The organism is Nocardia sp. NPDC052566, from assembly GCF_044547285.1.
GTDB lineage: Bacteria > Actinomycetota > Actinomycetes > Mycobacteriales > Mycobacteriaceae > Nocardia.
Genome location: NZ_JBIUAF010000002.1, coordinates 1,178,137 through 1,199,580, shown reverse-complemented (window position 1 = coordinate 1,199,580; position 21,444 = coordinate 1,178,137). Strand labels below are relative to the sequence as shown.

Here is a 21,444-nt window from a genome sequence, read left to right as displayed (position 1 = left end):
TGGACGGCAATCGTGCAGCGAACAGCCGGCCGTGTTGTGGGAGCATGACCGGGTGACACTGTCTTTGATCACGGTCTGCCTCGTCGTCGCACTGTGGTCACTGCTCGCGGTGAAGTTCGAGCAGTGGCTGGTTTCGGTGCCGATCCTGATGGTGATCGCCGGTGTGGCGGTCGGATTCACCGTGCGCGACTCACTGGCGGACGCGCTCAATACCGAAGTCGCGCTCAAGGGTGCCGAACTCATCCTGGCCGTGCTGCTGTTCGTCGACGCCACCGAGGTGACCGGCGGACTCCTCGGGCGTTCCCCACGCCTGGCTATCCGGCTGTTACTGCTGGCGCTGCCACTCAGCCTCGGCGCGTCGATGCTGGCGGGCTGGTGGCTGCTGCCCAGCCTGTCCTGGGCGGTACTGCTGGTGATCGCCTGCGTCGTTGTGCCGATCGATTTCGCCCCGGCCTCTTGGATCGTGCGGGACAAGCGAATTCCGCATCGCGTCCGCGAAAGCCTCAATGTCGAGGGCGGTTACAACGACGGCATCGTCTCACCGATCTTCGTCTTCGCCCTCGCCCTGGTCGCCGACTCCGGCGACACCGCGGGCCCGCTGGAAGCTCTCGGCACCGCGGGCCCGTCGGCGCTCAAAGCCCTTGTGGTCGGCATCGGCCTCGGCGCCTTGCTGGCCTGGTCGGCCAACCACGCCGAAAGCCGAAACCTCATGAGCGAGCAGTCGGCACGGATCGCACTCACGGTCGTCCCGATCCTGACCTTCGCCGTCGCCACCGGCATCGGCGGCAACGGCTTCGTCGCCGCTTTCATCGCCGGTATCGCCTACCACTACTTCCGCGAATCCCCCACCTACGCACGCCAACTCGACCTGCTCGAAGACATCAGCTTCGTCCTCGGCATCATCATGTGGTTCGCCTTCGGCCTGATCTCGGTACTGGTGGTGTTCACCGACCTCGGCTGGCAGATGCTGGTCTTCGCCCTCGCCGTCCTCACCGTCGTCCGAATGCTCCCGGTCGTGGTGTCCCTGACCGGATCCGAGCTGCCTCCACGCCAGCGATGGCTGGCCGGCTGGCTCGGCCCCCGCGGCACCACCTCGATCGTCTTCGGCCTGCTCGCCTTCAACCGCCTGGACGACACCAACGCCGAAATCGCCCTGACCGCAACCTTCTACGTAGTCCTTGGCAGCGTCCTCCTACACGGCATCACCGTGCCACTCGCCACCCGCGCCTTCCACCGCCGTCGCTCACCCACACCCGGCGACAACTGACCCCGGCTCCCGATCCGGACTGCTCGCGCCGATCAGTCGCGATATACCGCCACATAAGCATTGGTGACCGTGCCGACACTGAGCGGTCCCAAGCAGGAGGCCGTGCCCTGGCCGGACGGACCGAATGAGCCGCCCCACGAAGCCCGGTACGGGCCGATGGCCATGAGCGGGAAAGCGTTCGGCACTCCATGCAGGCCGAAGCACTCGACGATCACGGCGTACTCCCGACCAGCGGGCGCATCGGTGTCGTGACAGGTAGCCGTCGCGCTGAACAGGTCCCGCGTGATGCCACAGTCTTGCGGTGCGGCTTGGGCCGTACCGGAGCCGATCACCGCGGAAACACCCAAAACCGACACGGCGGCGATCGCCACCCGTCCAGCGGCGATTGTCGTCCTTCGCATACGAAATCCTCCCGATAGGTCATTTGCACATCGATCGCCGATACCAGGTCGTTACGACTGTCCGGGGGAGGGAGCGAGTCCGGCGCCCCACTGCACCAGCGGAAACGTACCGCGACAGTAGGATCGACGGATATGGGTGGAGGAGCAGCGACCAACGCTGGTATCGACAATCGCGGGCTTGTACCGGTCGCAGGACAGGGCAAGGCATAGGCGGCGACAATTACCCCGAAGGGGACACAGCTCCTCAAAGAGCACGCCGCACGTATCGAGGCAGAGCGACAGCGCGAGCAAGAAGCGCGAGCCAAGAGCGAACGCAAACGACAGGAGCGGCGAAATCGCGCCGTCGGAACGTTGGAAGCCGTCGTCGCGGCGGGCGGGCGCTTGGAACTGGCAACGGATGTCCAGTCCCATGAAGTCGCGGGGGTCGCGGATTGTTTGGCGGAGGACGGTCTATTGCCGGAAGGGCAGCGACTCGCGCATGAGCCGACCCGGATGGACCCGAGCCTTGACGTCACCGTCTACCTCGAACCCGACTTCGCGACGCTGATATCACCGAGGACATTCGAAATACCGCAAAAAATTCGTGACCCCCATCCCGCCGTAGTCGCCTTCAGAGACAAACGCGCGTACGTCTCCAAGCCCCAAATCGCACGCGCGGCAAGGATTCTCCAAGCAGTTGCATCCGCAGCGGTAGAGATGGGTTGGCAGGTGCCGACCAAGGCGCGGCGATGCATGAATATACCGACGAGATCGATGCGCAGGCCACACGGCTGGACGCTTCCGCCGCCCGAGCCGCGCACGAGTGGGCCGACTGGATTCGTCGGCACGCCGAGCGCTCAGACCCGATCAACGGGCCATTGGCAATCCTTCGCGTCGAATCCTGCACCCACGAAGAACTCCAACCGCACATGGACGGATGGAGCACGCATGGACCGTATCGCCAGTAGATGTTGCCTACCGCGACCTGCTCTCCTCGGTGATCGGCGCGTCACTGCGCAAACGCGCCGCCGGGTATCCCGAACTCGGACTCCCCGACCCGCGTGAGGTCGGAAACTGAGGTTGTCACCGCATCTCGGAATAGATGGCGTCCAGATCGACCAGCAGCGGGCCGTCGGCTTGTTTCGGGATTTGTCCGGGGCCAGTGCCGACAGCCAGGAGGTTCTCGTCGAATCCCGCCCCGCTGTAGCAGGTCAAAATGGTTTGACTTGTGTCATATCCCTTGGCCGACAACAGTTCTCGCGCACGGCTCAGGCGATCCACATGCCCGAGGGTCATGGTGCGGTCCCATTTGACCTCACCCAGCGACAGGATCCGGCGCGGTTGTCCGGTCTCCTCTGGTGCCAGCACCGCGACGTCGATCTGGATCTGGCTCTTGCCCTGCGGATCGTTGATCGTCGCGGCCGCCACCTGACCGGGCAGATCCCCGAACACTTCGGGCCCCACCAACATCGCCCAGTCCCGGCAGATCCCCTCGAAATGCGGACCCACCACCTGCGACAGGAACGTCGCCCGCGAATTACGCCATGCCGCTTCGGGATTCCCGCGCTCCAATCGGGTCCACTCCCGGCGCATGATCGCCTCGTAGAACACGATCAGCGGCTCGGCCACCCGATACGCCGACTTACCCCGATTGAACGGATCCGCCTCCCGAACAACCAATTGCGCATCCTCGAGTACCGACAGCGGATGGCCGATATCGGTCGAGCTGCGGCCGATGGTGTTCGCGATACCGCCCCGCGTCGTGTGCCCACCGGCGATCGCACCCAGTACCGCGTGATAGAGCGCCACATCCCGGATCTCGGTCTCCTCCGCCAACAGATACCGCGCCTCCCGGAACAACGGCACCTGCGGATTGAGCACCGTCCGCAGTACCCAGGAATCGAAGTCCTCCAACGATTCCGGCGCGTCGCCCGCGACGAACTCTCGCCGATACGCCGGCGTCCCCCCAACGATCGCATGCACCAACACCGCCAGGCGTGGATCGTCGATCCCCCAGAACCGAGCCGACTCCCGATAGTCGAGCGGCCTGACTATCAACTCCAAACTCGCCCGGCCGCGCAACGGCGCACTGCCGCCCAGCAAGCGCCCCATCACCGACATCGCCGAACCGCACAGCAACACCCGCGAACCCGCCTGGCGCGCATAACCACGCGGGTCGAGCGCACGCTGCAACACCGACGGCAACGACGGACTGGCCTTGGTCAGATACGGAAACTCATCGATCACCACCAGCCCGTCTCCGACCACCGCGAACAGCCGCTCGAGCGCCTCGTCCCAGTCCCGGAACGCGTATCGACCGCCACCCCCGTACGCGGCTACTGCGGCACCGAAACCCGCCAGCGCTTCGACCTCGGTCGCGTCGGTCGCGGTGAAGAAGAAGCCACCCATCGCATCGGCCAGCGCGTCCAGCAAGAACGTCTTCCCCTGTCGGCGCCGCCCGCTGACGATCCCCAATCGCACATCCGGACTCGACGACGTCGCAAACCGCACCAGCCCATCCCACTCACGGTCGCGATCGAACACCCGGTCCGGCTTCACCAAATCCGCCATGGATATAACCATACTTCTAATAAGTACACTTCTACAGGAAGGCCGACGGGGCGGACTCGAGGCAATCCGGGTCAGCCGCCGTGGATACTGCGCAGGCGATCCCCGGACACGACATAACAGGACCGCGCCATGGCGTCATGATCGCATCCAGCCGCGGAATGCCTGACGACGCAAGGAAACCCGGTGCAGCCGGACATCCCCGCACGAACAGGGAAGGGATGGAGTCTCACCAAGCATCGAAGCAGACGCCGCCCAACTCGACGACACCTTACTCGTCACAGCCCGCCACTACGCTGCCCGAAACCAGCACGTGGACAACAGGCCACACTGGAACAACCGGCGAATAGACACATCGCGTCCGAACATGAGAAGACCCAGCGACCATGAACCGATCACAGACGTTCGACCCGACAACGCGGAAAGCCTCCGACCGCGTAATCCTCTACGCTGGTCGGAGGCTTTCCGATGCTCCCCCATCTGGACTCGAACCAGAAACCTGCCGATTAACAGTCGGCTGCTCTGCCAATTGAGCTATAGGGGACTATCCTGGGTGGCTCGGTTTGTTCTTACCGGGCCGAGGAGAAACTTTAGCGTATCGGCGGGCGGCTTCCCAAATCGCGGCTCTACCTGCGGGAATGTCCGCGTTGTCTTGGGGGCTGAACGCGGGAGCGGTGGGGCTGGGGTGACTGTTGGGGTTGGGGTGGGTGGTCAGGGACCGATCGCCGCGGCCCCAGTGGATTCGAACCAGAAACCTGCCGATCAACAGTCGGCTGCTCTGCCGATCGAGCAATGGGGTTCGAGGAGGCGGCGCGCGGAAGGGGTGGTCGGATCGACAGGGGATCGGGGCGTCGGGCAGGATGGGAGCCGCGAATTGGCAACTGGGAGGAGCGTATCGAGATGCTGCGGTTGATCATCGGCGTCGCGGCCGGTTACGTGCTCGGCACGAAGGCCGGGCGGGCTCGGTATGAGCAGATCAGCGCGGCCACGCGCGCCGTGACGGAAAGCCCGGTGACCCGCAAGCTCGTGCTCATCGGCAGGCAGAAATTGTCGGACAAGCTCAGTACGCGGCCCCAGCTGGAACCGATGGAGCCGCTGGACGAGCGCACCACGGTGCTGGTGCCGCAGGATCAGCTGCGCCGCTGAACCGGAACGCGCGCGCCGCGCGCGGATTCAGGCCCCGGTCGCGAAATCGTCGGAGTTGCCCATCGCTTGGGTGAGCAGGCTCTTGCGGTACTGCTCCAGCGCGACGAGATCGCCGAACAGCGCGAAGTACGCCTCCGGCTGTTCGGTCGACGACACCCGCTGCAGCTTCGACTTGAGTTCGGCGATCTGGCGGCCGACCCATGCCTCCTGCACGCGCGCGAGGACGCCGGTGATGAAGCGCGGGATGTCGTCGGCGGATTTCACCGGCAGCGGTTCGCCGGAGAGCTCGGAGATGAAGGCGTGCAACGTCAGATCGTCGGTGCGGTCGGCGACGGCGTTGACCCATTCGGCGCCACCCAGACCGGCCGCGGTGCCGCCTGCTTCGGCGATGAGGGTGCGCACGGCCGCGTAGGCGGGGTGGGGGAAGGCCTCGGGTTCCAGCGCGTCGAAGACGGCGCCCGCGTTGCCCGGGTATTGCAGCGCCGCGACGAGGACCTGACGCTGCGGCAGCAGCGCGGGATCGTTCGGGTTCGGGCGCGCCGCCGGATGTTCGGCGACCTTCGATTCGGCTGGGGCCGTACGGGTTTCGGTGGGCCGCGCGCCGCCGGTGCGGGCGCGTCGAGCCTCCTCGCCGACCCGGCGGACCACGGTCTGGATATCGTCCCAGCCGACCCAGCCCGCCAGCTTCGTCGCGTACGCCTTGCGCAGCGCGTTGTCCTTGATCTGCGCGACCACCGGGACGGCGCGGCGCAGCGCCTCGACCTGTCCCTCGGCGGTGTCCAGGTTGTGTTCGGCGAGCTGACCGCGAATCACGAACTCGTACAGCGGTGTTCGCCGCGCCACCAGGTCGCGCACGGAGCCGTCGCCGGAGTGCTGCCGTAGTTCGCACGGGTCCTGGCCGTCGGGCGCGATGGCGATGTAGGTCTGCCCGGCCAGCCGCTGATCGCCGCCGAAGGCCTTGAGCGCCGCGGCCTGCCCGGCCGCGTCGCCGTCGAAGGTGTAGATGATCTCGCCGCGCCAGAAGTTGTCGTCCATGAGCAGGCGGCGCAGGATCGCGAGATGCTCGTCGCCGAACGCGGTGCCACAGGAGGCGACGGCGGTCTTCACGCCGGCCAGGTGCATGGCCATCACGTCGGTGTAGCCCTCGACCACCACGGCCTGATGCGCCTTGGCGATCTCGCGCTTGGCGTGATCGAGACCGAACAGCACCTGAGACTTCTTGTACAGCACGGTTTCCGGCGTATTGACGTACTTGCCCGGCATGGTGTCGTCGTCGAAGAGCTTGCGCGCGCCGAAGCCGATCACCTCACCGCCGAGGTTGCGGATCGGCCAGAGCAGGCGGCGGTGGAACCGATCGATCGGGCCGCGCTTGCCCTGCTTGGACAGGCCCGCCGCCTCGAGCTCCTTGAAGTCGAAACCCTTGCGCAGCAGATGTTTGGTGAGCGCGTCCCAGCCGTCGGGCGCGTAGCCGCAGCCGAACTGCTGGGCGGCGGCGCCGTCGAAGTTGCGATCGGTCAGGTACTTGCGCGCGACCTCGGCCTCCGGCTCGCGCAGCTTGGCCATGTAGAACTCGTGCGCGGCGGCGTTGGCCGCGACCAGGCGGGAGCGGGTGCCGCGATCGCGCTGCACCGAGGTGCCGCCGCCCTCGTAGTTGATCTGGTAGCCGATCCGGTCGGCCATCTGCTCGACCGCTTCGACGAAGCCGACGTGCTCGATCTTCTGCAGGAACTTGTAGACGTCGCCGCCCTCACCGCAGCCGAAGCAGTGGAAGAGCCCGTGGTGCGGGCGCACATGGAACGAGGGCGACTTCTCGTCGTGGAACGGGCACAGACCCTTCATGGAATCGGCGCCCGCGCGTTTCAGCGCGACGTACTCCCCCACGACATCTTCGATCCGGACACGTTCGCGTATCGCCGCGATATCGCGATCAGGGAGTCGTCCGGCCACGGCAGTGAGTGTATGTCAGTCCGGCCGCGGCTCGCCCAGTGGCTGGTCAAGCGATTAGCGAAGGACCGTGCCCTTGGCCGCGCGGGTCTGCACGCGTTCGACGATGCGGTCGGTGAGGCGGGCGGCGGTCTTCCAGCGCATGGCCGCTTTGTCGTAGTTCATGCCGTGTTCGGCGATGATGTCCTTCAGCTGATCGGGCGACAAGGTGCGCAACCTGGCGCGCAGACCCGCCTCACCGGAGACCTCGAAGACGGGGAACGGATCGAACAGACCCTTGGCGCGCGGGGTGCTGGTGCGCGGTGCGGGAGCCGCCGGACGCGCCTCGTCGAGCGTCAGCGCCTGCTTCAGCGCCGCGGCGAATCGCGGGGTCCTGGCCGCCTCGGCCGCGACGACGCCGAGAACTCTGGACAGTGCCGCGGCGAGCGCCGGATCGGCCGCGGCGAGGCGGCTCAGCGAAAGTTCGTGGTCCACTACCGAGTCCATGCCAATCTGATCCTGGTCGTCGCGAGGAAGTCCTGCGCGAACTCGCGCAGGGCGGTGAACTGGTCGCCGCCGCCGTATTTCCGGCGCAGCGTACCGAAGTCGGCGTACTCGGCCGCGGCCGCGATCTGGTTCGACTCGGGGATATAGGACGGGAAGAGCATCGGGATCGACTTGTTGCGGTTGAGATCGTCGAGGGTGCTGCGATGCACCGAGGAGGCACGCCGGTATTTCGTCACGACCACGCCGAGCTCGACGATGTCGGTCCCCCAGGCCGCCGCCAGCTGGCGGATGCGTTCCTGGACCGGGCCGATGCCGTAGGTGGACATGATGTCGGGGATGGTCGGCACCAGGTAGCCGTCGGCGATGCGCAGGCCGTTCTGGGTGATCAGGCCGAGGTTGGGCGGGCAGTCGATCAGCACGTAGTCGTAGTCGGCGATCAGCTCGCCGACCGCGTGCGCGAGCAGGGCGGTGGGCTCGAAGTGGGTCTGGCGGCCCAGTTCTTCCTGGAGCGCGATGAGTTTCAGCGAGGACGCCAGCAGATCGACCGTCCTGACCGCCGGAATGGCGGAGACGCCGCGCTGCACGAGCGTCGCGGCGTCGACGAACCCGCGCCCCGTCAGCGCGGACTGGAAGATGGCCGCCAGGGTCTGACCGGCGGAATCCAGCTCACCCCAGCGCCTTTCACCGAGCATCATGGTGGTGAGGTTGGTCTGCGGATCCAGGTCGATCAGCAGCACCCGCTGCCCGAACTCCGCCGCGAGGAACTCGGCAAGCGCCGCGGTGGTCGTGGTCTTGCCGACGCCGCCTTTGAGATTGATCGTCGCGACCACGTACGGCCGCTGACCATCCGGAGCCGCGCTGTCGGTGGATAGGTAGCCCGGCTCAGCGCCGGCGTGCGCGACCGGCTCCGGCTCGATCGGTTGCGACGCGCTGTGCCGTCCGGCATCGCTGCCGAGTACCGGCATCCGCTCCGGCACAACCACATCGCGCGGTGACCGTTCGGCCACCCCTCCCGCGCCGCGCTGCGACGGCTCCGGCATCCGCTCCGCCACAACCTCATCGCGCGGCGACGGTTCCGGCCGCGCGCGCGTCCGCCGCGCGCTGCGCCGCGGCGGCTCCGGCATCCACTCCGGTGCGACGTCATCGGGTTGCCGCGGCTCCGGCTCGACGCGAGCCGAATGGCGACCGCCACCGGTATCCGGAATCGACTCCCCCGCTTCGGGTGTGGATTCGCGCCTGCGCCGTCCCCGGGTCGCCCGCACGGGCTCGGCCGGTCCCCCATGACGTTCAGCGGTACTCACCGACGGCGACGCAGGTTCAGGCACTGTGGCGCGCGTAATGTCGCTGCGCGACACGAGCTCTGGTTCGATCGGTGCCGCGCCGCTCCCGGCACCACCGTCGGCCATGGCTTCCGGTGCGGCATCGCGCCCCAACCAGTCGAATTCATCCAGCCGGCCACCACCGGCCTGATCCGGCACCACTGCTTCGCCCCCGAGATCCACCCGAGCCCCTTCCGAACACCGCCACCAACTCCGGCGCAGACACCCCAGAGTAGAGAACCTCTCACTCACCCGCGCATCTCTATGCCCTTGACCGGCCTACGCCAGAACCGGCCATTGTCTTCGTGATCAGCAGAGCCCGGCCGATACCTCTTGCAGAATTCGCCGCACGTGCCCGGTAATCAGGAGCCACACGCGAGCGGGATCCGTCGAGCGCAGTCGAATGGCCCCCGAGTACGGTGTGTCGCAGGGCCATTCGACTGCGCTCGGCGCGCGATCCGGATCTGCTGGCGCGGGGACGGATGCGGGAGGTGCTGGTTTACTCGCCGAGTGCGAAAGCTACGCGCTCCAGGCGGCTTTCGGTGTAGGAGGCGATCTGGTCGACGACGACACGGACACGGGCGGTGTCGTCGGGGGCCACATCCCACCACGGCAGCAGCAGCGGGTCCAGTCCGCGCGGGGCGGCGTCCAGCAGCCGGGTGGCGACGGCCTGGATGCGGTCGCGCTGGGATGCCTGGCGGCGTTTGTGGTCCTCGTCGGACATGACGTAGCGCAGCGCGACGGTCTTCAGCATGGCCACCTCGGCGGCGACCACCGGCGGCACCTCGAGGTCGGCGGCGTAGCGGGACAGCGGATCCGGCCCGGCGACCGCGCGGGTGGCGGTGATGGCGGCAGTCGCGAACCGGCCGACGAGTTCGCTGGTGAGTCGCTTCAGCGCCACCGAACTGGCGAAGGTTCCGTCGTAACCCGCGACCGCGGCGACCACCGGCAGCTCCGAAAGCCGCTGTGCCGCGGCAACGAGATCGCCCACGGACAGCGAACGGTGTTGCCGGTGACCGAGTTCGGCCAGCGCCGCCTGCTCGGCCGGGTCGGCGAGCGCGCGCAGGTCGATCCGGCCCGCGATCACGCCGTCCTCCACGTCGTGCACCGAGTAGGCGACGTCGTCGGACCAGTCCATGATCTGGCATTCCAGGCTCTGGCGCCGCTCCGGCGCGCCCTTGCGCACCCAGTCGAGGCGGTCGATGTCGATATCGTAGGCACCGAACTTGGTACCGGGACCTGTTCTGCCCCAAGGGTATTTGAGTGCGGCATCGAGCGAGGCACGGGTCAGGTTGAGCCCGGCGCTGGTGCCGTCGGTGTCGAGCACCTTGGGTTCGAGGCGGGTCAGGATGCGCAGGTTCTGCGCGTTGCCTTCGAATCCGCCGTAGGCGTCGGCGAAGGTGTCGAGCGCCTTCTCGCCGTTGTGCCCGTAGGGCGGATGGCCGATGTCGTGCGCCAGCCCGGCCAGGTCGACGAGATCGGCGTCGCTGCCGAGCCCGTCGGCGATGCTGCGGCCGATCTGGGCGACCTCGATGGAGTGGGTCAGCCTGGTGCGCGGGGTGTCGCCGTCGCGCGGGCCCATCACCTGCGTCTTGTCGGCGAGGCGGCGCAGCGCCGCCGAATGCAGTACGCGCGCACGGTCTCTGGAGAATTCGGTGCGGTGCCCGGTGCGCGCCTCGGCGTCGGGCGCACCCAGCCCGGCGGTTTTGGCCCCCTCGACGACCATCCGCTCCGTGTCATGTTCGGTGTAGCCGTGACGCGCCATCGAATCTCACTGCCCCGCTGTGTATTTGAAGTCGGCCGAGAAGTGGGTGAGCTGATACCAGAGCAGCGCGCCGGTCTCCCGCGCGATGCCGTGCGCCTGCGATTCCCTGGTGTAGACGGCGGGGCCGGTGCGCGTCGGCGCGGTCCACGCCTCCAAGCCTTCGTCCCTGGCCATGGTGCGGGTGCGCAGCGAATGCCACGGATCGCTGACCAGCACCGCGGACGACATATCGCGCGCCGCCATCGCGGTGGCGACGGCCTCGATACTGCGCAGCGTGTCGGAACCCGTCTCCACGGCGAGGATCTTGTCGCTGGGCACGCCGAGCGACTGCAGGTAGTTCTTCCCGGAGGCGGCCTCGGTGTAGATGTCCCCCGGCTGCTTGCCGCCCACCGTGATCACCTTCGGGGCGACGCCGGCGCGGAACAGCTTGTACGCCTGGTCGAGCCGCGCGCCGAACACCGTGGACGGCGTTCCGGAATACTGCGCGGCGCCGAGCACGACGATCGCGTCGGCCTTGGTGTAGTCGTCGATGCGGGCGACCTGCCACACCCGGAACGCGGTCCCGCCGACGAGCACCAGCCCCATCAGCACCGTGCCGGTGATCAGCCGCCGCAGCCAGCGCGCGAGTCCGGCGCCGAACCCACGCGACAGGCCGGGTTCCCGGGCCGTGGGGTGCTGGAGTGCCGAATTCACTCCCCAAGTCTGCCAGGTCGCTATCGCGTGGCGACATCAGTCGGGCCACCGAGCCGATACTTACAAAAAGGTAGGTACTGAACAAATTAGTAGGTACTTGCCCTGATCAGGGTGGGTGAGAACAATGAATTCCGGCGCGCCACACCGATATTCGCTCACCCGCACCGCCCCCATCCTGGGCTGCTGCGGGCATCTCGACCACCAAGGAGTGCACACGAATGGCGCAGACAGCAGTGACGGTACTCGGACTCGGCGCGATGGGCCGCGCACTGGCCGCGGCCTTCCTGAACGCGGGCCACCCGACCACCGTCTGGAATCGCACGCAGGGCAAGGACAACGAGCTGGTCGCCGCGGGCGCGCAGCGCGCGGCGACGGTCGCCGACGCGGTCCGGGCCGGTGACCTGCTCGTGACCTGCCTGTTCGACCACACCTCCGTCCACGACGTGCTCGATCCGGTCGCCACCGAACTGGCCGGACGGACCGTGGTCAACCTGACCAGCACCACCCCGGACCAGGCACGCGCGCTCGCGGCCTGGGCCGCCGCGCACGGCGCCGACTATCTCGACGGCGGGATCATGGCCTCCCCCGGCATGATCGGGCGTCAGGGCTCGACGGTGCTCTACAGCGGCGCCGAGCACGTCTTCGACACGCACCGAACGACTTTGGCGCTGCTCGGCGCGGCCGAGTACTTCGGCGACGACGCCGGACACGCCTCGGCCGTCGACTTCGGCCTGCTGGCGAGCATGTACGTGATGTTCGCCGGCTACTACCACGGTGCGGCCATGGTGCGCTCGGTCGGCATGTCCGCCGAGGATTTCGGGCACCGGGCCGCCGCGTGGCTGACCGCGATGACGAGGTCGATGCCGTACCTCGGCGCCGACATCGACAAAGGCGACTACACCAACCCGATCCAGGACCTGAACTTCACCAAGGCCGGCGTCGACGCCGTGGTCGAAACCAGCCGCGACGCGGGCGTCGACTTGGACGTCATCGGCGCGGTGCGCAACTTGATCGACCGCCAGGTAGCCGCGGGCCACGGCACCGACTCCGCCGCGCGCATGTTCGAATCGCTCAATCCACCGGCGCGGCCCGTCTAACGCATAGTCCCTGGTCGCTCGGCCAGCTCGTTCAGCGACCGGAACGATGCGCCGGACGCTACCAACCGCGGGCGCGCCACTCCGGCAGCTGCGGGCGCTCCGCGCCGAGGGTGGTGTCGTCGCCGTGGCCGGGGTAGACGGCGGTGTCGTCCGGATAGCGGTCGAAGATCTTGGTGGTCACACCGGTGTACAGGCTGTCGAATTCGGCCGGATCGGTGGTCCGGCCGACACCGCCCGGGAACAGCGAGTCGCCGGTGAACAGATGGGTGCGGCCGTCACCGTCGGCGAAGGCCAGGGTGATCGAGCCGGGAGTGTGCCCGCTCAGGTGGATGACCTCGAAGGTGAGGTCACCGATCACGACGGTGTCGCCGTCGTCGAGCAGCCGGTCCGGCAGGACCGGCAGCGGTCCCGCGTCCAGCGGATGGGCGGCGGTCGGCGCGCCGGTGCCCGCCGCGGTGTCTTTGAGCCCCCACCAGTGGTCCGGATGTTGATGGGTGGTGACAATCAACTCGAGCCGTCCCGAGGTCTCCTGGGCGATCAGCTCCACGATCCGCTCCGCCTCGTTGGCGGCGTCGATCAGCAGCGCCGCCCCAGTGGCGGTGCACTGCACCAGATAACAGTTGTTGTCCATCCCGCCGACCGACATCTTCACGATCCGGGCGCCGGGCACATCGCGCTGCTGCGGATTGGATCCGGGGGACACATGGCCGGTGTACGGACGATCGATGGTGATCACCGTGGGATCGTATCGCGATAGATTCGTGCCATGCCGCCGCTGAAACATCTCGTCCGCTGGTCTGCCTCGCTGGCGATCTGCGCGGTTGTCGCAGGCGCCGCATTCTTCGGCGCACCCGCGGCCACCGCCGAGCAGCCCATTCGCCTGAACACCTACGTCGTCGACAGCGCGAATACGCTCGACCGGGCGCAGCTCGACCGGGTGCGGGCGGCGGTGGACGATCTGTACGCCGACCAGCAGGTGCGGCTGTGGATCGTCTACGTGCGCGATTTCGCCGGTCTCGGTCCGCAGGCCTGGGCCGAGCAGACGGCGAAGAAATCCGGCTTCGGCGGCCGGGATCTGTTGCTTGCCATCGCGACCGAGGATCGTGACTACTGGTTCTACGGCGACTTACCGAGCGGTGTCACCGGTCCCGAACTCGACGGCCTGCTCACCAGGGAGGTGGAACCCGCACTGCGGGACAGCAAATGGGCCGAGGCGGGCGCGACACTCGCCGAGGGACTGGACCGCGATCTGCGCGGCGGCGGCATCAGCCTGCGCGCGCTACTTGTCACTGCGGCCGTGATCGCGGCGCTGATCATCGGGCTCGTGGTGTTCACCCGCGTCCGAACTCGCCTGCGCCGCAGGGATGAACTGGCGATGGCCCGCCAGGTGAATCCGGAGGACACCACCGCATTGGCCGCGCTGCCGCTCGAGGCACTGCACATCCGATCGCGAGAAGTGCTGGTGGAGATCGACAATGCGCTGCGCACCAGTATCGAGGAGCTGGAGCTGGCGACGAGCGAATTCGGCGCCACCGCGACCACACCGTTCACCACCGCCGTGAACAGTGCGAAAGCCGCTGCCTCCAAGGCATTTTCGATCCGGCAACAGCTCGACGACAACATTCCGGAGACCCCCGATCAGCAGCGCACCCTGCTGATCGCTCTGCTGAGCACCGTCGGGCGGGCCGACCGAGAACTCGACGCGCGAGTGGCCGAATTCGACGAGATGCGCAACCTGCTCATCAACGCCCCCACCCGCCTGGACGGGCTCACCCAGGACCTGGTCGACCTCACCGGGCGCGCTCCCGCGTCGGAGGCCGAGCTCGGCAGGCTCACCGCGGCGCATCCGGCGAGCGTGCTCGCGCCGATCCGCGACAACGTCGGCATGGCGCGGGAGCGAATCACCTTCGCCGAGCAGAACATCGACGCCGGGCGCGCGGCGCTGACCGAGCCGGTCGGGCAGCAGGGCGGCGCGGTCGCCGCCATCCGATCGGCGGAGGCGGCGCTCGGACAGGCGCGCACCCTGCTCGACGCCGTCGACAACGCGGCCGCGAATATCCAGCAGGCGCGCGACGGCCTGCCCGCGGTGCTCGAGGAACTGCGCGGCGATATCGCCGCCGCGCACGATCTGGCCACCTATGGCGGCGCGGAATTGGCCGCGGCCGCCACCTCCGCGCAGGCCGTACTCGATACCGCGACGGCGTCGGCACCCAACGATCCGCTCGGCGCCTGGCACAGCGCCGTCACCGCCGACGGTGAACTGGACCGGGCCATCGCGGCCGCCACCGACCGCAAACTGGCCGCCGAGGACCTGCGCCGCCGCTACGACCAGGGGCTGACCGATGCGCGCTCGCGTGTGCGCGCGGCCACCGACTACCTCACCACCCGGCGTGGCGGTATCGACGCGCAGGCGCGCACCCGCCTGTCGGAGGCGCAGCGCTATCTCGAGGCGGCCGAACAGCTCGGCGCCGAACAACCGGACAAGGCGCTGACCAATGCGATGTCGGCCGCCGACCTGGCCGGACAGGCGCTGGCGGCGGCGCAGGCCAGCGTGCGCGAATGGGAGAAGGGCAAGCGGGCCGGCATGACGCACTCCGGCGCGGTGCTCGGCGGCATCCTCATCGACGGCTTCCTCAGCGGCGCGGCGCGGCCGGGCGGTTCGGTCAGGGGCAGGTCCGACGACTACAGCGCGGGCTCCTACGGCGGTTCGAACGGTTCGCGGCGGATCAGCCGGGGCGGGCGGTTCTGAGCGGCGCTTGACCCTGACACCGTGTGAGGCCGTAGATCAGGAGTCGTCATGTTCAGTATCGGAGACTTCGCCAGACACGGACGGGTATCGGTCCGCATGCTGCGCCACTACGACGCGATCGGGCTGCTTCGCCCGGTCCGGGTCGACGCGGCCAGCGGTTACCGCTTCTACGAGGCGGGCCAGCTCGGCAGGCTCAATCGCATTGTCGCGCTGAAGGATCTCGGCTTCACGCTGGAGCAGGTGGGGCGGATCCTCGACGACAAGGTGGGCGGCGCGGAACTGCGCGGCATGCTCGCGCTGCGCCGCGCCGAATTGGAACAGCGCATCGCGGGCGACCGCGCGCGGCTGGTCCAGGTCGAAACGAGGCTCCGCATCATCGAGAAGGAGGGCGCCATGCCCGACCAGGATGTGGTGATCAAATCCGTGCCCGCGCTGCGGGTGGCCGAATTGACCGGTGTCGCGGCCGATTTCGAGCACACGTCGATCGGCCCGGTGATCGGCCCGCTGTTCGCCGAATTGTGCGGGCGGCTCGAACGCGCCGCCGTCGCACCCGTCGGCCCCGGCATCGCCTACTACGAGGAGCGGCCCGACGGGTCGATCCTCGCGCACGCGGCCATGCCGGTCACCGTCGAACCCGGTGCGGCACAGGACTTCACCGTCACCGACCTGCCCGCCGTCCAGGCGGCCACCGTGGTCCATCACGGCAGCATGGACAACGTCCTGGAATCGGTGCAGGTGCTAGGCCGCTGGATCGAGGCCAACGGCTACCGCTCACTCGGCGCGCCGCGCGAGGTCACCCTCGAATACACCGAGGACCCCGCCGGGTGGGTCACCGAACTCCAGGAACCGATCGCGGCAGTCTGAACGGCGCCGGAATCCACTGGCCACCAGTGGATTCCGGCTCAGACCCGAAGGGTGACGGTGTGGAATCCACCAGGGCCGGTCGGGAACGGCGGATGGTCGACGCCGTCCTGCACCTCACCGGAGCGGCTGGTGGTGCGCGCCTGGACGGTGTACTCGCCCGCGGCCAGCGGAACCGTCAGCCGCCAGCGCCGCCAGGACTGGGCGGCCAGCTCGACGCCGAGATCGGCGGGCAGCCAATCTCCTTCGTCGATGCGCACCTCCACGGCCGCCACGCCGTGCGGCGGCGCCCACGCCACACCGGCGATGGTCGCGGTGCCCGCGGCGCCACGGCCGGGGGCGGCGACATCGATGCGGGCCTGCGGCGGAATCCACAGCGGGCCGGGCGGCCAGCCGCGCCGCCACCAGTAGTCGACGTGGCTGTCGTCGGTGAGCCGCAGTTCGGCAAGCCATTTCGCGCCCGCGTACTGGCCGTAGAGGCCGGGCACGAAGACGCGGGCCGGGAAACCGTGTGCGGGAGCGAGTGGTTCGCCGTTCATACCGATCACCAGGTAGCCCGCCATCTCGCCGGAGCGCAGCGGTTCGACGGGCAGCGAGATGGTGTAGCCGTCGACGGCGCGCGTCACCAGGCGCGTCGCGCCGGGCTCCGGAATCGCGTGCTTCAGCAGATTCGCCAGCGGCACGCCGAACCAGCGGGCATTGCCGACCCGCCCGTCGCCGGGCCGATTGTGCACGCACACCATGACGGCATCGAATTCGACCGCGTCATCGGCCAATTCGGCCAGCGAGAGGCGCAGCGGATGCGCCACCATGCCGGTCACCGCTAGTCGCCAGCGATTCGGATCGATGCGTGGCGGACGCAGGTTCACGTCGGCGACGTAGAACCGGTGATTGGCGGTGACCAGGGGCGCGAGCCCTGGCTCGTCCTCCAGACCGTCCTCGGGTACGACGCCGAGCGTGCCCATCGGCCCGACGGTGCGCACCAGCTCCTGCTGCCTGCGCTCCTGTTCCCGCTGGCCGCGCCGTGCCGCGGCGAGCAGGCCGATCCCCGCGCCCGCCCAAACCAGCGCGCCGAACAGACCGCGCGGCCGCCGCCGCAGCCCGGCATCGAGCACCGCGGCCGCGGCGGTCGCACCCGCGAGCGCGGTGCCCGAGCGCGTCGCTTGCCGCAGTGCCAGCGCACCACCGCCCGCGCCCGCCGCGGCGACCGCCGCGGTGCGCACCCGATCGGGCAGCGCGCCCAGGCCGAGCGCCGAGGCGACCACGCCCACACCGATCATGGCCCGGGTGACCGCTTTGTCGTTGCGCCCCGCCGCTTCGACCGCCGCCTCGACCACCGGCACCGGCGCGATATCGGTCACCGCCCGCCCGATGGTGTCGATGAGCGAATCACCCGAGGCCGCGGCGATCGCCTCGCCCACCCCGAGTGCCGCGACGCCGACCGCGGCCGCACCGAGTCCCCCGCGTCGTCTCTGGTCCCGATTGGTACGCACCGTTGGCACACCCGCTTTCACCCTGATCGTGCTGCTCTCCCAGCATTCTCCACGAACAGGGGCAGGGCACAGCCGGTTTCACCCTGGTCAGGCCGAGCGGCGGCCTTCGACTTCCAGCGATTCGGTGGACAGCGACGCCAGCTCGGCCTCGACCGAGCCGAGCAGCCGTGCCGCGGCGGCGCCGAGGATGCCGACGGTGAGGTGGCCGTCGAAGGTGTAGACGAGGAAGGTGACGGCGGCCGAGGGTCCGGTCGATGGCCTGGGATGGGCGGAGAGGTAGACGATCTCGTAGTCGGCGAGGGTGATGCCCCGCGGGGTGCGGAAGGCGGGGACGCGGCCGGTGTTGGTGATCGCGACGTGCCCGGCCAGCGAGTGCAGCGGGTGCGGGCCGTAGAAGTCGGGGAAGTGCAGTACCGATTGCTGCACGATGCCCTCGGCGAGATCGTGGCGCAGTTTCGCGGAGATCCGCCTGGCCAGCTCGATGCGATCGGCGGTGGGCGCGATATCGGCGGAGAAGGAGGCGAGGCCCGCCATATTGGTGCCTGCGGCGGCGGGCACCGGCGGGTCGAGACGAGCGCGCATGTCGACCGGATATAGGCAGCCGACATTGACCGGAACGCCTGCGGCATTGGCTTTTTCGGCGGCGAAGGTGCGTAGTAGCGCGGCCGTGACCAGACCGTTGACGGTGACTTCGTGGTGGCGGGCGAGGTCGACGATGCGCGCCGTCGCCACGCGGTCGAGCACCGTGCGGTGCGGGCGGACCAGCGCGGCCGGAGCGGCGGCATTGCTGATCGGGACGACCGGTGTCGACGGCAACGGGCGGATGACGTCCTCGAAGCTCGACACCGCGCCGCGCAGGATGCCGTGATCCGCCGAGTACCACTCCAGTGATTTCGGGTGGCCCTGCGGCACAACGGTTGTCGTGCCCGTCTCGACGTAATCGGTGTAGTGCTCCCACAATCGGCTCAGCAGCGCGACGCAGTGGCCCGCGTCCGCGACGGCGTGGTGGACGAACAGCGTCAGCCGCGTCTGCCCCGAATCCGCGAACACCACATCCAGATACGCCAGCTGCGTGCCGGGATCGGCGGGCCCGGAAGGGATTCGGATGGTCTCCGCGTCGCCGTGGCCGGTCTGCATGCCCATCACGGCGCGGCCGGGACGCAGCAGATGGCCCCTGCCCCGCCTGTCCTCACCGATCCGGCAGGTCACCACCGGATACTCGCGCTGCAGCGCGTCGAACGCCGCGCCGAGCGCCGCCTCATCGACCGTGCCCTCGATCACAACGGAGCGACCCGTGTAGGTCCCGTGCCGTACGAACCGTTCCTCCGACGGTGCCAGATCGCGCACCGCATCGTTTTCTTGCCACCACACATGCGCAAGCGTGCGGCAACACCGTCCGGGGCGCAATCCCAGACCCGTTCTGGGTACGAGAGACTGCTCACCATGAGTGAGCATCCAGCAGCCTGGCGTGAACCCGCTCGAACCGCCTACCGCACGCCCCCGACGCACAAGGGGTCGCGTCCCGAGGCGGCGGTTCAGTGAGTCTTTCCAGTCTTTCCGCACGCCTGGAGGAAATCGGCCGTCCCCTGGTGGACGAACAACTGGCCCATCCGACGGTGGCGGGCATCGCGAGCGGCGAGCTGCCCGAACCGGTGTTCCGCTCCTGGCTCGAACAGGACTATCTGTTCCTGCTCGACTACGTGCGCGTATTCACCCGCCTGGCCTGGCAGGCGCCCGCGGCCCACCTCGGCGATCTGGTGGATCTGGCCCACGCCACCTATCACGAGGAGCTGTCGCTGCACCGCTCGCTGGCCGCCGAATTCGGCGCCGACCTCGACGGCGCCACGAAAGGCGCACCGTGCCAGGCGTATACGGCGTTCCTGCTCGACTCCGCCGCGTCCTACGCCGACGGTCTCGCCGCGCTGTACCCGTGCATGTGGGGCTATTCGACGCTGGGCGCGATCCTGGCGAAGAACCCACCCGCCGATCCGCGCTACCGCCGCTGGGTCGACACCTACGCCGACCCCGGCTTCGCCGCCCTGACCCGGCGCTGCGCCCAGATGCTCGACGAGGCGGGCGGAGATCCCACCCGTGCCGAACACCTCTTCCTCGCGGGCATGCGCCACGAACTCGACTTCTGGAACGTGCCCCGCTAAGGCTTCTTCCGTCGAGCGCAGTCGAATGGCCGTCCAGAACGGCGTGTCGCACGGCCATTCGGCTGCGCTCGGCGAAAGTCCTAGGGGCGCAGGACTATTTTGCCGTGGGTGTGTTGCTGCTCGAGTTCGCGGTAGGCCTCTTGGACCTTGTCCAGCGGGTAAACCGCGGCGATGGGGATCTCCAGTTCGCCCGCGGCGGCGGAGGCGGCGAGTTCGGCCAGTGCTTCGACGGAGCTGCCCGCGGCATTGCCGTCGACCTGCACGCCGTACTTCGCGGCGGCGTCCCAGTCCCTGATGGTGTCGATGCGGTCCACCGGGATGCCGAGTTCCAGTGCCAGTTCGACATATCCGAAGCCGTAGGTGTCCACGAAGGCATCGATACCGTCCGGCGCGGCCGCGCGGATCCGGTCGATCAGCCCGTCGCCGTAGGCCACCGGAATCACGCCGAAGGATCGCAGCCAGTCGTGGGTGCCCGCGCTCGCGATCCCGATGACGCGCACGCCCGCACGCCGGAGCAGTTGCACCGCAATGGAACCCACCCCGCCTGCGGCGCCGGACACGGCGACCGTCTCACCGGCCTTCACCCCGACCGCACGGGTCGCCCCGACCGCGGTGGTGCCCGCGACCCACAGGCCGCCCGCGATCTCCCAGGACAGCCCGGCCGGTTTCGGCGTCACCTGTCCCGCGGGCGCGGCGACGTGGGTCGTCTGGGCGGCCCGCTCATCGGTCCAGCCGAGCACCTCGTCGCCGACCTGGAAGTTCTCGACCCCGGCGCCGACCTCCGCGATCCGCCCGGCGAAGTCGGAACCCTGGCCGGAGGGAAAGGTGGCGGGCCAGCGCTCGGCGAACATGCCCTCGCGAACCTTGGCCTCCCCCGGATTGGTTCCGGCCACGACCACCTCGACGACCACCTGTCCCGGCCCCGCCGTCGGCGTCGGTACCTCGACGACTCGCAATTCCTCGATCCCCCCGTAGCGCTCGAACCTGACCGCTCTTGCCATATCCGCTTCCTCCCGCTCGGTGACCTAGAGCACACAACGGCCGGGCACTGCCGAATATTTCGCGGGGCTGCTCACCCGCGGTCCGACGACTTAAGCTGACACCGTGGGTGAGGACATGCTGCGCGCATCCGATGCGGATCGCGAGAAGATCGTCGAACAACTACGCAGGGCCATGGACGACGGCAGGTTGTCCCTGCACGAATACGACCAGCGACTGCAATTGGCCTACCAGGCCAAGACTTACGGTGAGCTGACGCCGCTGCTGTCGGATCTGCCCGCGCAGCGGGGCCGCTCGCGCGTACCGGACAAGCGGGTACCGCAGTGGGTCGTCATCATGTGGATCCCGTGGGCCGCGGTCAACGTGCTGTGCCTGACCATCTGGCTGGCGACCGGCGCCGGATACTTCTGGCCCTTCTGGGTGGCGGTGCCGTGGGGCTGTGCCCTGCTCATTCCCACCGCGATCGGTGTCCTCGTCGGCCGGCCGAGCGCACCGCCCGAACGCCGTTGAGCGAGTTGTGC

General features: G+C 68.5%; 19 protein-coding genes and 2 tRNA genes. 8 read left to right on the top strand and 13 right to left on the bottom strand.

Going from position 1 to position 21,444, the window contains the following annotated elements; all coding sequences use genetic code 11:
• Positions 1-52: 52 nt before the first annotated feature.
• Entirely contained in the window at positions 53-1,267 is a 1,215-nt protein-coding gene (locus tag ACIG5A_RS12465; protein ID WP_397240260.1) for a cation:proton antiporter, read from the top strand.
• A gap of 32 nt (positions 1,268-1,299) precedes the next feature.
• Here the strand turns inward: ACIG5A_RS12465 and ACIG5A_RS12460 are convergent, their stop codons facing one another.
• Positions 1,300-1,638 carry a hypothetical protein gene (locus ACIG5A_RS12460; RefSeq protein WP_397240259.1) on the bottom strand — a complete coding sequence of 113 codons (339 nt, stop codon included), beginning with the start codon at positions 1,636-1,638 and terminating at the stop codon, positions 1,300-1,302.
• 946 nt (positions 1,639-2,584) lie between these two features.
• Here ACIG5A_RS12460 and ACIG5A_RS12455 point away from each other — a divergent pair.
• Entirely contained in the window at positions 2,585-2,725 is a 141-nt protein-coding gene (locus tag ACIG5A_RS12455; protein ID WP_397240258.1) for a hypothetical protein, read from the top strand.
• 5 nt (positions 2,726-2,730) lie between these two features.
• Here the strand turns inward: ACIG5A_RS12455 and ACIG5A_RS12450 are convergent, their stop codons facing one another.
• From ACIG5A_RS12450 to ACIG5A_RS12440, 3 genes are all read right to left on the bottom strand, one after another.
• On the bottom strand, positions 2,731-4,218 hold the full coding sequence (locus ACIG5A_RS12450; RefSeq protein WP_397240257.1) for an ATP-binding protein: 1,488 nt from the start codon (positions 4,216-4,218) through the stop codon (positions 2,731-2,733).
• A gap of 468 nt (positions 4,219-4,686) precedes the next feature.
• Positions 4,687-4,759 (bottom strand) — tRNA-Asn (locus ACIG5A_RS12445).
• Positions 4,760-4,946: 187 nt separating this feature from the next.
• A tRNA-Asn gene (locus tag ACIG5A_RS12440) sits at positions 4,947-5,015 on the bottom strand.
• Between the two features lie 100 nt (positions 5,016-5,115).
• Between ACIG5A_RS12440 and ACIG5A_RS12435 the strand changes: the two genes are divergently transcribed.
• Complete coding sequence (locus tag ACIG5A_RS12435; RefSeq protein WP_397240256.1) at positions 5,116-5,361, top strand: hypothetical protein; 246 nt, start codon at positions 5,116-5,118, stop codon at positions 5,359-5,361.
• A 27-nt stretch (positions 5,362-5,388) separates the two neighbouring features.
• On the opposite strand, the gene dnaG is transcribed toward ACIG5A_RS12435, so the two are convergent.
• From dnaG to ACIG5A_RS12410, 5 genes are all read right to left on the bottom strand, one after another.
• Positions 5,389-7,308: a DNA primase gene (dnaG, locus tag ACIG5A_RS12430; RefSeq protein WP_397240255.1), complete on the bottom strand. Its 1,920-nt coding sequence runs from the start codon at positions 7,306-7,308 to the stop codon at positions 5,389-5,391.
• Positions 7,309-7,362: 54 nt separating this feature from the next.
• The gene (locus ACIG5A_RS12425; RefSeq protein ID WP_397240254.1) at positions 7,363-7,791 is read right to left on the bottom strand and encodes a hypothetical protein; all 429 of its coding nucleotides are present in this window, start codon (positions 7,789-7,791) and stop codon (positions 7,363-7,365) included.
• Positions 7,779-8,621 (bottom strand): ParA family protein, encoded by an 843-nt coding sequence (locus ACIG5A_RS12420; protein ID WP_397240610.1) that lies wholly within the window; start codon positions 8,619-8,621, stop codon positions 7,779-7,781. The genes ACIG5A_RS12425 and ACIG5A_RS12420 overlap by 13 nt, the downstream gene beginning before the upstream one ends.
• Positions 8,622-9,609: 988 nt before the next feature.
• Complete coding sequence (locus ACIG5A_RS12415; RefSeq protein ID WP_397240253.1) at positions 9,610-10,875, bottom strand: deoxyguanosinetriphosphate triphosphohydrolase; 1,266 nt, start codon at positions 10,873-10,875, stop codon at positions 9,610-9,612.
• A gap of 6 nt (positions 10,876-10,881) precedes the next feature.
• On the bottom strand, positions 10,882-11,568 hold the full coding sequence (locus ACIG5A_RS12410) for a YdcF family protein (protein ID WP_397240252.1): 687 nt from the start codon (positions 11,566-11,568) through the stop codon (positions 10,882-10,884).
• Between the two features lie 218 nt (positions 11,569-11,786).
• On the opposite strand from ACIG5A_RS12410, the gene ACIG5A_RS12405 reads away from it, so the two are divergent.
• Positions 11,787-12,665, top strand: coding sequence for an NAD(P)-dependent oxidoreductase (locus tag ACIG5A_RS12405; RefSeq protein ID WP_397240251.1), 879 nt, complete (start codon positions 11,787-11,789; stop codon positions 12,663-12,665).
• A 58-nt stretch (positions 12,666-12,723) separates the two neighbouring features.
• On the opposite strand, the gene ACIG5A_RS12400 is transcribed toward ACIG5A_RS12405, so the two are convergent.
• Positions 12,724-13,449, bottom strand: coding sequence for an MBL fold metallo-hydrolase (locus ACIG5A_RS12400; RefSeq protein ID WP_397240250.1), 726 nt, complete (start codon positions 13,447-13,449; stop codon positions 12,724-12,726).
• Here ACIG5A_RS12400 and ACIG5A_RS12395 point away from each other — a divergent pair.
• Positions 13,432-15,414, top strand: a complete 1,983-nt coding sequence (locus ACIG5A_RS12395; protein WP_397240249.1) for a TPM domain-containing protein — start codon at positions 13,432-13,434, stop codon at positions 15,412-15,414. The genes ACIG5A_RS12400 and ACIG5A_RS12395 overlap by 18 nt on opposite strands.
• Positions 15,415-15,462: 48 nt before the next feature.
• Positions 15,463-16,278 carry a MerR family transcriptional regulator gene (locus ACIG5A_RS12390; protein WP_397240248.1) on the top strand — a complete coding sequence of 272 codons (816 nt, stop codon included), beginning with the start codon at positions 15,463-15,465 and terminating at the stop codon, positions 16,276-16,278.
• Positions 16,279-16,316: 38 nt separating this feature from the next.
• Here ACIG5A_RS12390 and ACIG5A_RS12385 read toward each other — a convergent pair whose 3' ends face one another.
• Complete coding sequence (locus ACIG5A_RS12385; protein ID WP_397240247.1) at positions 16,317-17,768, bottom strand: molybdopterin-dependent oxidoreductase; 1,452 nt, start codon at positions 17,766-17,768, stop codon at positions 16,317-16,319.
• An 87-nt stretch (positions 17,769-17,855) separates the two neighbouring features.
• Positions 17,856-19,139: an acyltransferase gene (locus ACIG5A_RS12380; protein WP_397240246.1), complete on the bottom strand. Its 1,284-nt coding sequence runs from the start codon at positions 19,137-19,139 to the stop codon at positions 17,856-17,858.
• Between the two features lie 167 nt (positions 19,140-19,306).
• Here ACIG5A_RS12380 and ACIG5A_RS12375 point away from each other — a divergent pair, with 167 nt between their 5' ends.
• Positions 19,307-19,924 carry a TenA family protein gene (locus ACIG5A_RS12375; RefSeq protein WP_397240245.1) on the top strand — a complete coding sequence of 206 codons (618 nt, stop codon included), beginning with the start codon at positions 19,307-19,309 and terminating at the stop codon, positions 19,922-19,924.
• An 80-nt stretch (positions 19,925-20,004) separates the two neighbouring features.
• On the opposite strand, the gene ACIG5A_RS12370 is transcribed toward ACIG5A_RS12375, so the two are convergent.
• Complete coding sequence (locus ACIG5A_RS12370; protein ID WP_397240244.1) at positions 20,005-20,925, bottom strand: NADP-dependent oxidoreductase; 921 nt, start codon at positions 20,923-20,925, stop codon at positions 20,005-20,007.
• Between the two features lie 103 nt (positions 20,926-21,028).
• On the opposite strand from ACIG5A_RS12370, the gene ACIG5A_RS12365 reads away from it, so the two are divergent.
• Positions 21,029-21,433 (top strand): DUF1707 domain-containing protein, encoded by a 405-nt coding sequence (locus ACIG5A_RS12365; RefSeq protein WP_397240243.1) that lies wholly within the window; start codon positions 21,029-21,031, stop codon positions 21,431-21,433.
• Positions 21,434-21,444 lie beyond the last annotated feature (11 nt).